At 62.4% G+C, this 15,224-nt stretch carries 14 protein-coding genes; 5 read left to right on the top strand and 9 right to left on the bottom strand.

What is annotated here, in order from left to right; genetic code table 11:
- Positions 1-13: 13 nt before the first annotated feature.
- From SB765_RS09525 to SB765_RS09540, 4 genes are all read left to right on the top strand, one after another.
- Positions 14-1,078 carry an imelysin family protein gene (locus tag SB765_RS09525; RefSeq protein ID WP_341796696.1) on the top strand — a complete coding sequence of 355 codons (1,065 nt, stop codon included), beginning with the start codon at positions 14-16 and terminating at the stop codon, positions 1,076-1,078.
- A 2-nt stretch (positions 1,079-1,080) separates the two neighbouring features.
- Complete coding sequence (locus tag SB765_RS09530) at positions 1,081-2,178, top strand: DUF1513 domain-containing protein (RefSeq protein WP_341796697.1); 1,098 nt, start codon at positions 1,081-1,083, stop codon at positions 2,176-2,178.
- A 279-nt stretch (positions 2,179-2,457) separates the two neighbouring features.
- On the top strand, positions 2,458-3,606 hold the full coding sequence (locus SB765_RS09535; protein WP_341796698.1) for an efflux RND transporter periplasmic adaptor subunit: 1,149 nt from the start codon (positions 2,458-2,460) through the stop codon (positions 3,604-3,606).
- Positions 3,607-3,618: 12 nt separating this feature from the next.
- Positions 3,619-6,663: a multidrug efflux RND transporter permease subunit gene (locus SB765_RS09540; protein WP_341796699.1), complete on the top strand. Its 3,045-nt coding sequence runs from the start codon at positions 3,619-3,621 to the stop codon at positions 6,661-6,663.
- 168 nt (positions 6,664-6,831) lie between these two features.
- Here SB765_RS09540 and SB765_RS09545 read toward each other — a convergent pair whose 3' ends face one another.
- From SB765_RS09545 to colR, 5 genes are all read right to left on the bottom strand, one after another.
- On the bottom strand, positions 6,832-7,065 hold the full coding sequence (locus tag SB765_RS09545; RefSeq protein ID WP_341796700.1) for a hypothetical protein: 234 nt from the start codon (positions 7,063-7,065) through the stop codon (positions 6,832-6,834).
- Positions 7,065-7,763 carry a lipopolysaccharide kinase InaA family protein gene (locus SB765_RS09550; protein ID WP_016498075.1) on the bottom strand — a complete coding sequence of 233 codons (699 nt, stop codon included), beginning with the start codon at positions 7,761-7,763 and terminating at the stop codon, positions 7,065-7,067. The genes SB765_RS09545 and SB765_RS09550 overlap by 1 nt, the downstream gene beginning before the upstream one ends.
- Before the next feature lie 6 nt (positions 7,764-7,769).
- A complete protein-coding gene (locus tag SB765_RS09555) occupies positions 7,770-8,450 on the bottom strand; it encodes a class I SAM-dependent methyltransferase (RefSeq protein ID WP_410931238.1) in 681 nt (226 codons plus the stop codon).
- A gap of 108 nt (positions 8,451-8,558) precedes the next feature.
- Complete coding sequence (locus SB765_RS09560; protein ID WP_084966573.1) at positions 8,559-9,863, bottom strand: sensor histidine kinase; 1,305 nt, start codon at positions 9,861-9,863, stop codon at positions 8,559-8,561.
- Entirely contained in the window at positions 9,853-10,536 is a 684-nt protein-coding gene (gene colR, locus SB765_RS09565) for a two-component system response regulator ColR (RefSeq protein WP_016488935.1), read from the bottom strand. Before colR ends, SB765_RS09560 begins: the two co-directional genes overlap by 11 nt.
- A gap of 183 nt (positions 10,537-10,719) precedes the next feature.
- On the opposite strand from colR, the gene SB765_RS09570 reads away from it, so the two are divergent.
- Positions 10,720-11,448 carry a phosphatase PAP2 family protein gene (locus SB765_RS09570; protein WP_341796703.1) on the top strand — a complete coding sequence of 243 codons (729 nt, stop codon included), beginning with the start codon at positions 10,720-10,722 and terminating at the stop codon, positions 11,446-11,448.
- 185 nt (positions 11,449-11,633) lie between these two features.
- Here SB765_RS09570 and groL read toward each other — a convergent pair whose 3' ends face one another.
- The 4 genes from groL to SB765_RS09590 all read right to left on the bottom strand — a co-directional run bounded on the left by groL (position 11,634) and on the right by SB765_RS09590 (position 15,120).
- A complete protein-coding gene (groL, locus tag SB765_RS09575; RefSeq protein WP_016498071.1) occupies positions 11,634-13,277 on the bottom strand; it encodes a chaperonin GroEL in 1,644 nt (547 codons plus the stop codon).
- A 48-nt stretch (positions 13,278-13,325) separates the two neighbouring features.
- The gene (locus SB765_RS09580) at positions 13,326-13,619 is read right to left on the bottom strand and encodes a co-chaperone GroES (protein ID WP_016488938.1); all 294 of its coding nucleotides are present in this window, start codon (positions 13,617-13,619) and stop codon (positions 13,326-13,328) included.
- Between the two features lie 242 nt (positions 13,620-13,861).
- Positions 13,862-14,323: an FxsA family protein gene (locus tag SB765_RS09585; protein WP_341796704.1), complete on the bottom strand. Its 462-nt coding sequence runs from the start codon at positions 14,321-14,323 to the stop codon at positions 13,862-13,864.
- 65 nt (positions 14,324-14,388) lie between these two features.
- Positions 14,389-15,120 (bottom strand): HugZ family protein, encoded by a 732-nt coding sequence (locus SB765_RS09590; RefSeq protein WP_410931239.1) that lies wholly within the window; start codon positions 15,118-15,120, stop codon positions 14,389-14,391.
- Positions 15,121-15,224: the final 104 nt, after the last annotated feature.

The raw sequence follows: 15,224 nt of genomic DNA on the forward strand, positions 1-15,224 counted from the left end.
AAAGGAGCCGGGCATGTTCCGACCCAAACTGTTGTTCACCAGCCTCGCCGCACTCGCCCTCGGTGCCTGCTCGCCGCAGGATCCGCAAGCAGTGACCTCTGCCGCCATCGCCAAACAGGTCATTCTGCCCACCTACAGCCGCTGGGTCGAAGCCGATCGCGCGCTGGCCGCCAGCGCGCTGGCCTACTGCGAAGGCAAGGAAAACCTGGACAAGGCCCGCGCCGACTTCCTCAACGCGCAAAAGGCCTGGGCCGAGTTGCAGCCGCTGCTGGTCGGCCCGCTGGCCGAAGGCAACCGCGCCTGGCAGGTACAGTTCTGGCCCGACAAGAAGAACCTGGTCGGCCGCCAGGTCGAACAGCTGGTCAATGGCGACAAGCCGGTCGATGCCACGACCCTGGGCAAGTCCAGCGTGGTGGTTCGTGGCCTGTCGGCCTACGAGTACATCCTGTTCGACAGCAAGCCGGACATCGCCACGGCCGAGCAGAAAGCCCGCTACTGCCCGCTGCTGGTGGCCATCGGTGAACACCAGAAGGTCCTGGCCGAGGAGATCCTCAAGGGCTGGAACAGCACCGACGGCATGCTTTCGCAGATGACCAAGTTCCCGAACCAGCGCTACGCCGATTCCCACGAGGCAATCGCCGACCTGCTGCGCTCCCAGGTCACCGCCCTGGATACCCTGAAGAAGAAGCTGGGTGCGCCGATGGGTCGCCAGAGCAAGGGCATCGCGCAGCCGCTGCAAGCCGAAGCCTGGCGCAGCCACAACTCGCTGAAAAGCCTGGAGGCCACCCTCAAGGCCGCCGAAACCGTTTGGGTCGGGGTCGACAACCAGGGCCTGCGTGGCCTGCTGCCCAGCGATCAGAAAGCGCTGGCGGACAAGATCGACGCCGCCTACGCTACCTCGCTCAAACTGCTGGCCGACAATCAGAAAACCCTCGGTGAGCTGTTGGCCGACGACGCTGGCCAGCAAACCCTCAACCAGATCTACGACAGCCTCAACGTCGTCCACCGCCTGCACGAAGGCGAGCTGGCCAAGGCGTTGAACATCCAGCTGGGCTTCAATGCCAACGACGGTGACTGATCATGCTGCGACGCCAGGCACTCAAAATCGGTAGCGTATTGCTCAGCGCCCTCACCTTGGGCGGCTGGAGCCTGTTCCGCAACAAAGGCAGCGAACCCTTGCTGCTCTCGGCGCGTGACGATGGCGACGGCAAGCACTATGCCGTCGGTTTCCGCCTGGACGGCACCCAGGTGTTCAGTACCCAGGTCGCACAGCGTTGCCATGCCATCATCCACCACCCCGAGCAGCCGATCGCCCTGTTCGTCGCCCGTCGCCCAGGTACCGAAAGCTACCTGGTCGACTTGCGCGACGGGCGCCTGCTGCAAACGGTAGCCTCGCAGCCGAACCGGCACTTCTACGGCCACGCCGTGGTGCACAAAGGCGGCGAATGGCTGTATGCCACCGAGAACGACACCACCGACCCGGGCCGGGGCGTGCTCGGCGTGTACCGCTTCGAAGGTGAACGCCTTGTACACACCGGCGAGATCCCGACCCACGGCATCGGCCCGCACGAGGTGGCCTGGCTGCCCGATGGCGAAACGCTGATCGTGGCCAACGGCGGTATTCGCACCGAAGCCGAAAGCCGGGTGGAGATGAACCTTGACGCCATGCAGCCGAGCCTGGTGCTGATGCAACGCGACGGCACCCTGCTGAGCAAGGAAACCCTGGCCCAGCAGATGAACAGCGTGCGCCACCTGGCGGTGGGCAGCGATGGCACCATCGCCGCCTGCCAGCAGTTCATGGGCGATGCCGATGAAACTGCCGAGCTGCTGGCGATCAAGCGCCCGGGAGAGCCGTTCAAGGCCTTCCCGGTGCCAGAGCGGCAGTTGCAGGCCATGGCCCAGTACACCGCAAGCGTTGCCATCCACAGCGAACTGCGGCTGGTGGCACTGACCGCGCCCCGGGCCAACCGCCTGTTTGTCTGGGACCTGGACAGCGGCGCAGTTCGCCTGGATGCACCCATGCCTGATTGCGCAGGGGTTGGCGCGGTGAAAGACGGCTTTATCGTCACCTCCGGGCAGGGCCGTTGCCGGTTCTACGATTGCCGCAAGGCCGAACTGGTCGGGCAACCGATGAACCTGCCATCCGGCTTCTGGGACAACCATCTGCATCTCGTCTGATTCCCACAGGCACACTCGGTCGTTGTAGGAGCGGCCTTGTGCCGCGAATGGGCCGCAAAGCGGCCCCAGGATTTCTGCATCTGCGTGTTGCTTTCCGGGGCCGCTATGCGGCTCATTCGCGGCGCAAGGCCGCTCCTACAAGGGGCTGTGCAGGCCGCGCCATCGCAATCCATTTCCCGGCCAGCCAAAAACAGTCAATACTTCCCCCATCCACACGTGGGCAGGATCGCCCGTTGTCGTGTCCAGGCTAATAACAACCGTATCCAAGGAACCGGACCTATGCTGCGCCGCCGCATGCTGATCATGTTGGCCGTGGTTCTGCTGATCGTGCTGGCCCTGGGGGGCTACAAGGCTTTCTCGATCTATCAGCAGATCCAGATGTTCACTGCCCCCAAGCCGCCCATCACCGTAGCGGCAGCCTTGGCCGAACAGCGCCAGTGGCAAGAGCGCCTGCCCGCCGTCGGCAGCCTCAAGGCACTGCAAGGTGTGGAGCTGAGCCTGGAGGTGGAAGGTATCGTCAAATCCTTGCACTTCGACTCGGGCCAGCAGGTCAAGGCCGGGCAACTGCTGCTGCAACTCAACGACGAGCAGGAAACTGCCCTGCTCGGCACCGCCCAGGCAGACCTGGGCCTGGCCAAGGTGGATTTTGGCCGTGGCAGCCAACTGGTCGGCGACTCGGCCATCTCCCGTGGCGAGTTCGACCGCCTTAGCTCCCAGTACCGCCGAAACCAGGCGGTGGTCGAGCAGCTCAAGGCGCAGAAGATCAAGAAGAGCATCAATGCCCCGTTCAGCGGCACTATCGGTATCCGCCAGGTGGACATCGGCCAGTACTTGGCCGCCGGCACGATGATCGCCACCCTGCAGGACACGTCCAGCCTGTACGTAGACTTCAATGTGCCGGAGCAGGCCCTGCCGAAGTTGAGCCTGGGCCAGCAGGTGCTGTTGCAGGTGGCCGCCTACCCGGGCCAGACCTTCCCCGCCAGCCTCAGTGCCATCAACCCCAAGGTCGAGGAAACCACGCGCAACCTGCTGGTGCGTGCCACCTTGGCCAACCCCGACGGCAAGCTGCTGCCCGGCATGTTCGCCAACCTGCTGATCCTGCTGCCCAACCCGCAACCGCAAGTGGTAGTGCCGGAAAGCGCCATTACCTACACCCTGTACGGCAACTCGGTGTACGTCGCCGCGCCGAAGAAGGACAAGGACGGCAAGCCAGAAAACGACGACAAGGGCCAACCCCAGCTGGTCGCCGAACAACGCACGGTCCAAACCGGCGAGCGCCGCGACGGCGTGGTGGTGGTCAGCAAGGGCCTGCAAGCGGGCGAACAGGTGGTCACCGCCGGGCAACTGAAGCTCACCCCCGGCGCCGCGATCCGCATCGGCCAGGACAAAGCCCTCAAGCCCGAACAGGGCGCGGCGGGCAAGGACTGACAGGAGGCTGGCATGGCGTTTACCGATCCGTTCATCCGTCGCCCGGTACTGGCCAGCGTGGTCAGCCTGTTGATCCTGCTGCTGGGCTTCCAGGCCTGGAACAAGCTGCAGATCCGCCAGTACCCACAAATGGAAAACGCCCTGATCACGGTAACCACCGCTTACCCCGGGGCAAACGCCGAGACCATCCAGGGCTACATCACCCAGCCACTGCAGCAAAGCCTGGCAAGTGCCGAAGGCATCGACTACATGACCTCGGTGAGCCGGCAGAACTTCTCGATCATTTCCATCTACGCGCGCATCGGTGCCGACAGCGACCGGCTGTTCACCGAGTTGCTGGCCAAGGCCAACGAAGTGCGCAACAAACTCCCTCAGGACTCCGAAGACCCAGTGCTGAGCAAGGAGGCCGCCGATGCCTCGGCGCTGATGTACGTGAGTTTCTACAGCAAGGAAATGAGCAACCCGCAGATCACCGACTACCTGTCACGGGTCATCCAGCCCAAGCTGGCCACGTTGCCAGGCATGGCCGAGGCGGAGATTCTCGGCAACCAGGTGTTTGCCATGCGAATCTGGATCGACCCGGTGAAGCTGGCCGGCTTCGGCCTGTCGGCCACCGACGTGACCAATGCCGTACGCCGCTACAACTTCCTCTCTGCTGCCGGTGAGGTGAAAGGCGAATACGTGGTTACCAGTATCAACGCCAGTACCGAGCTGAAGTCAGCCGAAGCGTTCGCCGCCCTGCCGGTCAAGACCAGCGGCGACAGCCGCGTGCTGCTGGGCGATGTGGCGCGGGTAGAGATGGGCGCAGAAAACTACGACACGGTCAGCTCGTTCGACGGCACGCCATCGGTGTATATCGGCATCAAGGCCACCCCGGCCTCCAACCCGCTGGAAGTGATCAAGGAAGTGCGGCGTATCATGCCTGAGCTGGAAAGCCAGTTGCCCTCGGCGCTGAAGGTGTCGATCGCCTACGACGCCACGCTGTTCATCCAGGCCTCAATCGACGAAGTGATCAAGACCCTCGGTGAAGCGGTATTGATCGTGATCGTGGTGGTGTTCCTGTTCCTCGGTGCCCTTCGCTCGGTGCTGATCCCGGTGGTGACCATTCCCCTGTCGATGATCGGCGTGCTGTTCTTCATGCAGATGATGGGCTACTCGCTGAACCTGCTGACACTGCTGGCGATGGTGCTGGCCATCGGCCTGGTGGTGGACGATGCCATTGTCGTGGTGGAGAACATCCACCGGCACATGGAAGAAGGCAAGTCGCCGTTCGACGCGGCACTGGAGGGCGCCCGCGAGATCGCCATGCCGGTGGTGTCGATGACCATCACCCTGGCCGCCGTGTATGCACCCATCGGCTTCCTCACCGGGCTCACAGGGGCCTTGTTCAAGGAGTTCGCCCTGACCTTGGCCGGGGCGGTGGTCATCTCCGGCATCGTGGCCCTCACCCTGTCGCCGATGATGTGCGCCCTGCTGCTGCGCCAGGAGCAGAACCCCAGCGGCCTCGCCCATCGCCTGGACAAGATCTTCGAGCACCTGAAGGTGCGCTACCAGCGCCTGTTGCACGCCACCCTGGATAGCCGCCCGGTGGTGCTGGTGTTTGCGGTGATCATCCTGTGCCTGATCCCGGTGCTGCTCAAGTTCACCCAGAACGAACTGGCGCCCAACGAAGACCAGGGCGTGATCTTCATGATGAGCAGCTCGCCGCAGCCGGCCAACCTCGATTACCTCAACGCCTATACCGACGAGTTCACCACGCTGTTCAAGGCCTTCCCCGAATACTACTCATCCTTCCAGATCAACGGCTTCAATGGCGTGCAGACGGGTATCGGCGGCTTCCTGCTCAAACCCTGGAACGAGCGCGAGCGCACACAGATGGAGCTGTTGCCACTGGTGCAGGCCAAACTGGAGGAAATCGGCGGCCTGCAGATCTTCGGCTTCAACCTGCCCTCCCTGCCCGGTACCGGTGAGGGCCTGCCGTTCCAGTTCGTGATCAATACCGCAGGTGACTACCCGGCACTGCTGGAAGTGGCCCAGCGCATCAAGACCCGCGCCCAGGAGTCGGGCAAGTTCGCCTTCCTCGACATCGACCTGGCCTTCGACAAGCCCGAAGTGGTGGTCGACATCGACCGGGCAAAAGCAGCGCAGATGGGGGTGTCGATGGACGCCTTGGGCGGCACGCTGGCAACCTTGCTGGGCGAGGCGGAAATCAACCGGTTCACGCTGGAAGGACGCAGCTACAAGGTGATAGCCCAGGTCGAGCGGCTGTACCGTGACAACCCCGGCTGGCTGAACAACTACTACGTGAAGAACGACCAGGGCCAACTGCTGCCGCTGTCGACCCTGATCACCCTCACCGACCGCGCCCGCCCGCGCCAGCTCAACCAGTTTCAGCAGTTGAACTCGGCGATCATCCAGGGCGTGCCCATGGTCAGCCTGGGCGAAGCGCTGAAGACGGTGCAGGACATCGCCCGCGAAGAGGCCCCGGAAGGCTTTGCCTTCGACTACGCCGGCGTGGCCCGCCAGTACGTTCAGGAAGGCAGCGCGCTGTGGGTTACCTTCGGCCTGGCACTGGCGATCATCTTCCTGGTGCTGGCAGCACAGTTTGAAAGTTTCCGCGACCCACTGGTGATCCTGGTGACGGTGCCATTGTCGATCTGCGGGGCGCTGCTGCCGCTGTTCCTGGGTATATCGAGCATGAATATCTACACCCAGGTCGGGCTGGTGACCTTGATCGGGCTGATCAGCAAACACGGCATCCTCATCGTCGAGTTCGCCAACCAGCTGCGTGAGGAACGCGGCCTGAGCGTGCGCGAGGCGATCGAGGAAGCGGCGGCGATTCGCCTGCGGCCAGTGCTGATGACAACGGCGGCAATGGTGTTCGGCATGGTGCCGCTGATTCTGGCGACCGGCGCCGGGGCGGTCAGCCGTTTTGACATCGGGACGGTGATCGCCACCGGGATGTCGATTGGCACGCTGTTTACCTTGTTTGTGCTGCCTTGTATCTACACCCTGTTGGCACACAGGGCGGTGGCTAAAGAACCTGCTGTAGCCTGATCCGGCCCCTTCGCGGGTAAACCCGCTCCCACAGGTACTGCACAGGTTCCGTACCTGAGCTTTACCTGTGCGAGCGGGTTTACCCGCGAAGAGGCCGGTGAGGCAGACACAAAAATGCCAGAGGCCCCGCGATTGCGGGGCCTCTGGCGTTTCTAGCTCACACCGGGTTCAGCCAAATGGCCGCAACCCTTGACGCAGACCGAACAGGAACAACAAAAGGTCCTGATCCGGCGCGACCTTTGCCTGCTGCTGCGGTTTCGCTTCCCGCGGCAACGCGCACTGGTCGGCCATCTCAGCCTTGCTGAACACGGTCGGCCTCGGCTCTTCCCAGGCAGCCACCGCCACGGTGGTCACGGCCAGGCCAGCTACCAGGAACAAAGCTCGAGCTATTTCTAGTTTCATTACCCTAACCCTTTGACAGCGCTGCCAAACGCCATCTTGTAAAAGTAGAGCAGCGTCTGCCATTCCGCGTCATTGAGCGACGAATGGCGGCGCAGCTGGCGCAGGTCGTTACCTGCCGCACGCTGACAACTGATACGCCGCCGGCACTTTTCCAGGTCCAGCAGCGCCACTTCGACGCGCGCTTGCTCGCCTTCGCCAATCACCTTGATGAATACGTGCTTGCCATACAGGCAGCCGTGCTGCCAGTGCCCCAGGTGCATGCGCGCAAGGTTGTCCGCCAGGTCCTTGAGCATGCGCTCATGCACCACCTGCGGGTAACGCTCACGGGCACCTTCGGCATGCCAGTTGTCGAGTTCGATAAACCCGTCCAATGCTTCGCTCACCAGCAGCGCACGCCATTGGTGGTCGGCATCGCGTTCGGCACCACAGAAGACGATGCGCGGTACACGCACGCCCAGTTGCTCGAAGCTGTTCAGCGCATCGAGTTCACGCAATACGGTCGGCCGGCCAAAAGGGTGCAGCAGGCTGCGGTAGATATGCCCGACCTGACGCTTGGCATACAACAGCTTGCCATTGGCATCGTTGAGACGTTGCACACCACTTTCGCCACCGCGGCGCTGGTTAGGTTCCTCCACCCACTCGCCTTGCTGGCGCCAGTAAAAATCGAACCGCGACTCCCCTTTCTGGGCTACAGCCATCAAACACTACCCCTTACGCAATACGTAAACCCGCCACATGGCATAGAACGGCAGGAAGTCGAGGCGTTCCTGGATTCTGAAGCCTGCGGCCCTGAATTCTTCTTCGACCGTTTCGGCCGGTAACACAAAACGGTTCTGGTAATTGTCCTGGTCAGCCTTGGCACTGCGACGCTCTTCGAGTTTTTTTCGGCGCCAGGCCTTGAAGTTGCCATCCACCCACAGGGACAGAATCACACTATCACGGCTAACCCGCTGAAATTCCGAAAGAATGGTCTTTCTGTGGGCGGATTCGCCAATGTGGTGGAACAGTCGCATACAGAAAATGCTGTCCACCGAGTTGTCCGGCAGGTCAATGGCAAACGCAGAAGTCTGCAAAGGGCGTACCCGTGCCACCACTTCTGGCGGTTGGGCGGCGCACGCTGTCTCGATCATCGCCTCGGAGTTGTCGGCGCCGATGATTACCCGATTGGTTTTTTCCGCTAGCAGCGGCCAGAAACGGCCAGCACCGCACGGCAGGTCCAGTACCAGGCCAGGTTCGCCAGCCAATGCCAGGGCGCGACGCGCCAGTTGCTCATCTCGCTTGTGGGAAAGGCGTCGCGCCAGGCCGTCCTGGTGCTTGAGAAAGTACTCACGCGCATGGTCTTTGTCGTACTTCTCGGAAAATTCAAGCTTGATGGGGCTACGCATTGGGCATCTCCTGACTCCAGTGCCGCTCACCTTAGGTAAGCAAGCGTCGGAATCAGGTCATGCCAATGTGAAAAAAATGTTGCGCGCCAATTGACCTGTTACAAACCATTACTCGGCCATGCCGTCGCCTTTGGCAGCGGTATTGCTCAGGTCGACCTGGAAGCGGCAACCATGCGGCAAGGTAGACGTGAGGGTAACGCGCCAGCCCTGGTCATCACAGATCCGCTGCACCAGCGAAAGCCCCAGCCCCAGGCCCTCGCCGCGCCGCTCGTCGCCGCGTACAAATGGCTTGAACATGGCTTCGCGCTGCTCCTCGGGGATGCCCACACCGCTGTCCTCCACACTGAAGCCGTTGGCTTCCAGGCTCAGGCGGATATAGCCGCTGTCGGTGTAGTGCGCAGCATTGCGCAGCAGGTTGCCCATCACCGACTGCAGGAAAGTGGCGTTGTACAGCACCGGGCTCGCGCTGACGCGGCCATCGAAGTACAGGGTCAGGCCCTTTTGCTCAATGGTGTCGCGCCACACGCCGATCAGTTCGTCGGCCACTTCGCGAAGGGTCGCCTGCGAGGCCACCGCGCCCTCATCACGCTGCGCCCGCGCCAGCATCAGGAAGGTCTTGACCAGCTCGCGCATCTCTTCCGTGGCCCGCGCCACGCGCTCCACCTGGCTGCGCGCGCGGGTGTCGAGGTTGGGGTTTTCCATAAGCAGTTCGCAGGACGTTGCCAGCACCATCAACGGCGTGCGCAGCTCATGGCTGACGTCACTGGTGAACAGCCGTTCGCGGGTCAGCGCGTCGCGCAGGCGACCCAGGGTATCGTCGAAGGCCACTGCCAACTGGCCGACTTCGTCTGCGGCATAGTCCGGTGCCAGCGGCGGGGCCAGGCCCAGCAGCTGGTCGCGGTGACGCACCTGGCGGGCCAGGCGGATCACCGGCGCCATCACCCGGCGCGCCACCAGCCAGCCGAGGATGACGGCCAGCACCAGGCTGAGCACGAAGCCCACCACCACCACCGCGAACAGCACGCGCTCGCGCTCTTCGAAGTCGCTCTGGTCCTGCAGCAGTACATACCGGCGGCCATCGACGATCTCGACCATGGCGTGGTACGAGAGCTGGTCGCGAAACACCTCGTGGAAGCCCCGGTCGAGGTGGCGCAGATCCTTGGGCAGCTCGAAGTCGTCACGCCCGCCGCTGAAGTAGAACAGCTGATCGGGGCGTGGCCGGTGGCTCCAGTCGCTGACGCTGTCCATGCGCAGCAGGCGCTGCAGGTCACCGCCCAATACCGAGGAAATCAACCGTTCTTCGACCAGGTGCACAGTGGCAACGATTCCGAAGGCGAACGCCCCGGCCACCAGCGCGCTCATCAAGGCAAAGGCGATGATGATGCGCTGGGCAAGGCTTTGCTTAAACTCCATCGCGGCCCTCGGCGAGGCGATAGCCGACGCCATGGACGGTATGCAGCAACGGTTTTTCAAACGGTTTGTCGATCACCTGACGCAGCTGGTGCACATGGCTGCGCAGGCTGTCGCTGTCAGGGCAGTCGTCGCCCCACAAGGCTTCCTCCAGCACTTCGCGGCGCAGCACGTGCGGGCTTTTCTGCATCAACACTGCCAGCAGCTTGAGGCCGACAGGGTTGAGCTTGAGCAGGCGCCCCTGGCGGGTAACCTCCAGGGTGTCGAGGTCGTAGCTGAGGTCGGACACCTGCAGCGTACGGCGCCCGCCGCCTTGGGCACGGCGCAGCACCGCTTCGATGCGCGCCGCAAGCTCCGACAGCGCGAACGGCTTGAGCAGGTAGTCGTCGGCCCCGGAGCGGAAACCTTGCAGACGGTCGTCCAACTGGTCGCGGGCGGTAAGCATGATCACCGGCGTGTCGCGGCGGGCGTCTTCACGCAGGCGCTTGCACAGGGTGTAGCCATCGATGCCGGGCAGCATGATGTCCAACACGATCAGGTCGTAGTGTTCGGTGGCAGCCAGGTGCAGGCCGGACAAGCCATCCTGGGCGCAGTCAACGGTGTAGCCCTTCATGCCCAGGTAATCGGCCAGGTTGGCCAGGATATCGCGGTTGTCTTCAACCAAAAGAATGCGCATCGGTTTCTCCTGTGCGGCGCTTCTCGCTGTGGTGCGCGGCAGGCGCAGCTTAAGGCCTATACCTGCACGGTGCCAGCCCCCGGAAAAATTCACCGCACTTGACGGTTTTTTCACTGATCCTTCACGGACACAGGATAGCGGGCAGCCGACAATGCCCGATCTTTTTCGTGCCCTGGAGCCGTCATGCCGCAACGAACCCGCCCTCGCCCGATCAACCACTGGCTGTACCTGGGCATACCCTTGGCGACCGCGCTGGCCTTGATCCTGCTGGAGCTGACTTCGGTCGACATGGATGTGGCCAACCTGTTCTTCGACCCCGCTGCCGGACAGTTCATTGGCCGCCACAGCTACCTGCTGGAAAACATCCTGCACGACCGGGTCAAGCAGGTGGTGATCTTGCTCGGGGTGTTGTCGCTGCTGGCGTTTGCCGCCAGTTTCTTCTGGAAGCGCCTGTTCGGCTGGCGCCGCGAGCTGGGCTGCCTGGTGCTGGCACTGGGCCTGTCCACGGCGTTTGTCACGCCGCTGAAAAAAGTCACCCAGGTGCAGTGCCCATGGAGCCTGACCCAGTTTGGCGGCACCGAAACCTACAGCAAGTTGCTGGAGCCGCGGCCAGCCACCGACAAGCCAGGGCTGTGCTGGCCGGGTGGGCATGCAGCGACCGGGTTCTGCCTGTTCGGCCTGTTCTTCATGCTGCGTGATCGCAAGCCACGGTTGGCGCGGGTGGCGCTGGTGGTGGCGTTTGTCGCCGGGTCGGTGCTGTCGGTGGGCAGGATGATGCAGGGGGCGCACTTCCTGTCGCACAATGTGTGGACGGCGGTGTTCTGCTGGTTGATCGGGTTGGGGTCGTATTACCTGGTTCTGTATCGGCGGGGCGTGGTGGAAGCGCCAGCTGTCGAGCGTAGCGTCGCCTGACAGAGGGGCCGCTTTGCGGCCCATTCGCAGCACAAGGCTGCTCCTACAAGGGTACGCGTCGGTGCCGGACTGTACGCGATACCTGTAGGAGCAGCCTTGTGCTGCGAACAGGCCCTCCCAGAAAACAAAACAGCCCCGGTTCTCACGAACCGGGGCTGTTTTATGGTGCAGGGGGTAAGGCTGGCTTACATCATGCCGCCCATGCCACCCATGCCGCCCATGTCTGGCATGCCGCCGCCAGCTGGGGCTTCGCTCGGAGCGTCAGCAATCATGGCTTCGGTGGTGATCATCAGACCGCCAATCGAAGCAGCAGCTTGCAGGGCCGAACGGGTGACCTTGGCTGGGTCCAGGATGCCCATCTCGATCATGTCGCCGTATTCGCCGGTAGCAGCGTTGTAACCGAAGTTACCCGAACCTTGCTTGACCTTGTCAGCGACAACGCTTGGCTCGTCGCCGGCGTTGGCAGTGATCTGGCGCAGCGGCGCTTCAACAGCGCGACGCAGCAGGGCGATACCGACGTTCTGGTCTTCGTTGTCGCCTTTCAGGTCAACGATCGCGTTCAGGGCGCGAACCAGTGCAACACCACCGCCAGGCACCACGCCTTCTTCAACGGCTGCACGGGTAGCGTGCAGGGCGTCTTCAACGCGGGCTTTCTTCTCTTTCATTTCAACTTCGGTGCCGGCACCGACCTTGATCACGGCAACACCGCCAGCCAGCTTGGCCAGACGCTCTTGCAGCTTCTCACGGTCGTAGTCCGAGGAAGTCTCTTCGATCTGGGCACGGATCTGCTTGACGCGAGCCTGGATGTCATCTTCAACGCCAGCGCCGTCGATGATGGTGGTGTTTTCCTTGGACAGGATGACGCGCTTGGCGTTACCCAGGTGCTCCAGGGTAGCGGTTTCCAGGGACAGGCCGATTTCTTCGGAGATGACCTGGCCGCCGGTCAGGACAGCGATGTCCTGCAGCATGGCCTTGCGGCGGTCGCCGAAGCCTGGTGCCTTGACAGCTGCAACCTTGACGATGCCGCGCATGTTGTTGACTACCAGGGTAGCCAGCGCTTCACCTTCAACGTCTTCGGCAACGATCAGCAGTGGGCGGCCGGCCTTGGCAACGGCTTCCAGAACTGGCAGCAGCTCACGGATGTTGGAGATTTTCTTGTCGACCAGCAGCAGCAGCGGGCCTTCCAGCTCGGCAACCATGGTGTCCGGCTTGTTGACGAAGTACGGCGACAGGTAGCCACGGTCGAACTGCATGCCTTCTACGACGGACAGTTCGTTATCCAGGCCCGAGCCTTCTTCAACGGTGATCACGCCTTCTTTACCGACTTTTTCCATGGCTTCGGCAATGATGTTGCCGATGGAGTCGTCAGAGTTGGCGGAGATGGTGCCTACCTGGGCGATGGCCTTGGAGTCGGCGCATGGCTTGGACAGGTTCTTCAGCTCGGCAACAACGGCGGCGGTAGCCTTGTCGATGCCGCGCTTCAGGTCCATCGGGTTCATGCCGGCAGCGACGGCTTTCAGGCCTTCGTTGACGATGGCCTGAGCCAGAACGGTAGCGGTGGTGGTGCCGTCACCGGCAGCGTCGTTGGCCTTGGAAGCAACTTCCTTGACCAGCTGGGCGCCCATGTTTTCGAAGGCGTCTTTCAGCTCGATTTCTTTGGCGACGGAAACGCCGTCCTTGGTGATGGTTGGCGCGCCGAAGCTCTTGGCCAGTACCACGTTACGGCCTTTCGGGCCCAGGGTCGCTTTTACCGCGTCAGCCAGAACGTTGACGCCAACCAGCATTTTCTTACGAGCGGAATCGCCAAATTTTACGTCTTTAGCAGCCATGATCGTTTAATCCTTGGAATTCTTTGGAGTAACGGGAAGTCGGGGAAATCAGCCTTCGACAACGGCGAGGATTTCGTTCTCGGCCATGACCAGCAGGTCTTCGCCATCGACTTTCACGGTGTTGCTGCCCGAGTAAGGGCCGAATACCACTTTGTCACCCACTTTCACGGCCAGCGCGCGAACTTCGCCGTTGTCCAGGATGCGACCGGTGCCGACGGCAACAACTTCGCCGCGGTTTGGTTTTTCAGCGGCCGAACCCGGCAGGACGATACCGCCAGCGGTTTTCGATTCTTCTTCGCTGCGACGGATGACTACGCGGTCATGCAGAGGACGAAGCTTCATTGTCGATCTCTCCCAAATTGTGGTTTTCATCGGCCGGTATCGACACCGGCGGGTTGATGCTGTCCGGCGTTGCCGGGAAGTGGCCCGCGATGGGCGAACCACTTGTGTAATGTCTGGCGTTGCCACCAGAAACCTTGCGGTGACCACATACATGAGGCCGCCAGATTCAATTACAAGGCTTGATATACAAAATTTTTGATCCGGCTGAAAAGATCGGGGCCGCTTGCGCGGCCCCGGAGGTTTTACTTGTCGCGGCGCTCATACTCGCCTTCGATCACGTTTGGACGGTGGCCCCCCTCACGCGGCTGCGCCTGGAACGGGTCATCCTGAAACGCACGCTGGCGCATGGCCTGCGCCTCGGCACGCTCGCGCATCTTGCGCGCGGCCAGGCGGCGGGTGAACGGCAGCAGGCACAGCAGGCCCAGCACGTCGCTGATGAAGCCTGGCAGCAGCAGCAGGCCGCCACCGACGGCCAGCATCATGCCCTGGAACATGTCCTCGGCGGGCAACTCGCCGCGCTGCAGGCTTTCACGGGCGCGCAGTGCGGTGGCCAGGCCGGCCACCCGCATCACCAGCACACCCAGGGCGGAGCCAGCGATGATCAGCAGCAGAGCCGGGAAGAAACCGATTGCCGCGCTGACCTTGACGAAGACGAAAAGCTCCAGCACAGGAAAAACCAGAAACAGCAGTAGAAAAGCACGCATCAAGGGTTCCTCGACGGAAGATAACCTTCCAATAAGACCTCAAATGGATGCCGGCGCTCCGGATTTCAACCCTCGACTTGCGTCGCAAGCGGCCATTGGTCGGCCCGAGCCAGCAAAACCAAGGCTTCCCGGACTTGTGTCGGCGTGTTGCAAGTGGCCGGAAAAGGCAGCCAGTGCACGGCCTGACCAATGCGAAGGTGCATGCCTTCGCTGTCTACCCCAGCCATCTGCGCCGGTGCATGCCGTGGCAAGTCGGTCAGTTCGACGTAATGAGCAATAGCGTTGGCGTGATCGCTGTTCATATGCTCGACCATGCTCGCCTCGGCCTTGCCGGCGAACGGGTTGGCCAAGGTCACCTGATCGAGCCAGTGGATCGCGCCAAAGCCACCAATGTAGCGGTGACGCACTGGCTGCAGCACCCAGAAGTCGAAGTCGTGGGCCTTGTGGTAGTTGGCGGCGTCCGGGAAATAGCGGTAGTAGCGCTCGGCAGCCGCTTCGACAGCAGCCTCGTCGACCAGCTTGTGCGCTTCGGCCATCACGGTCAGGCGCCCTACGGCCTGCACATCCTCAGCCTCGCGCTCACCCACCAGCAGCGAACACTTGGGGTCTTTCTGCAGGTTGTGGGTGTGCTGGGCGATACGGCTGATGAGGATCAGCGGGTTGCCGTTGGCATCGAGGCAATACGGCACGACCGAGCCGAACGGGTAGCCGGGCATCGACTTGGAATGGGTCGAGAGCACGCCGCGGTATTCCTTGAGCAGCAATTCCCGGGCTGGGCGGATGGCGTTGGTACTCACTTGAGGGCGGCTCCTGGCGGCAGACTGGATGGGCACAAGATAGCATTATCAGGCCCACTGCCAATGGGGCTGCTGCGCTGCCCTTTCGCCGGCAAGCCAGCTCC

The sequence above is a fragment of the Pseudomonas sp. SIMBA_067 genome (assembly GCF_046534675.1).
Lineage (GTDB): Bacteria > Pseudomonadota > Gammaproteobacteria > Pseudomonadales > Pseudomonadaceae > Aquipseudomonas > Aquipseudomonas putida.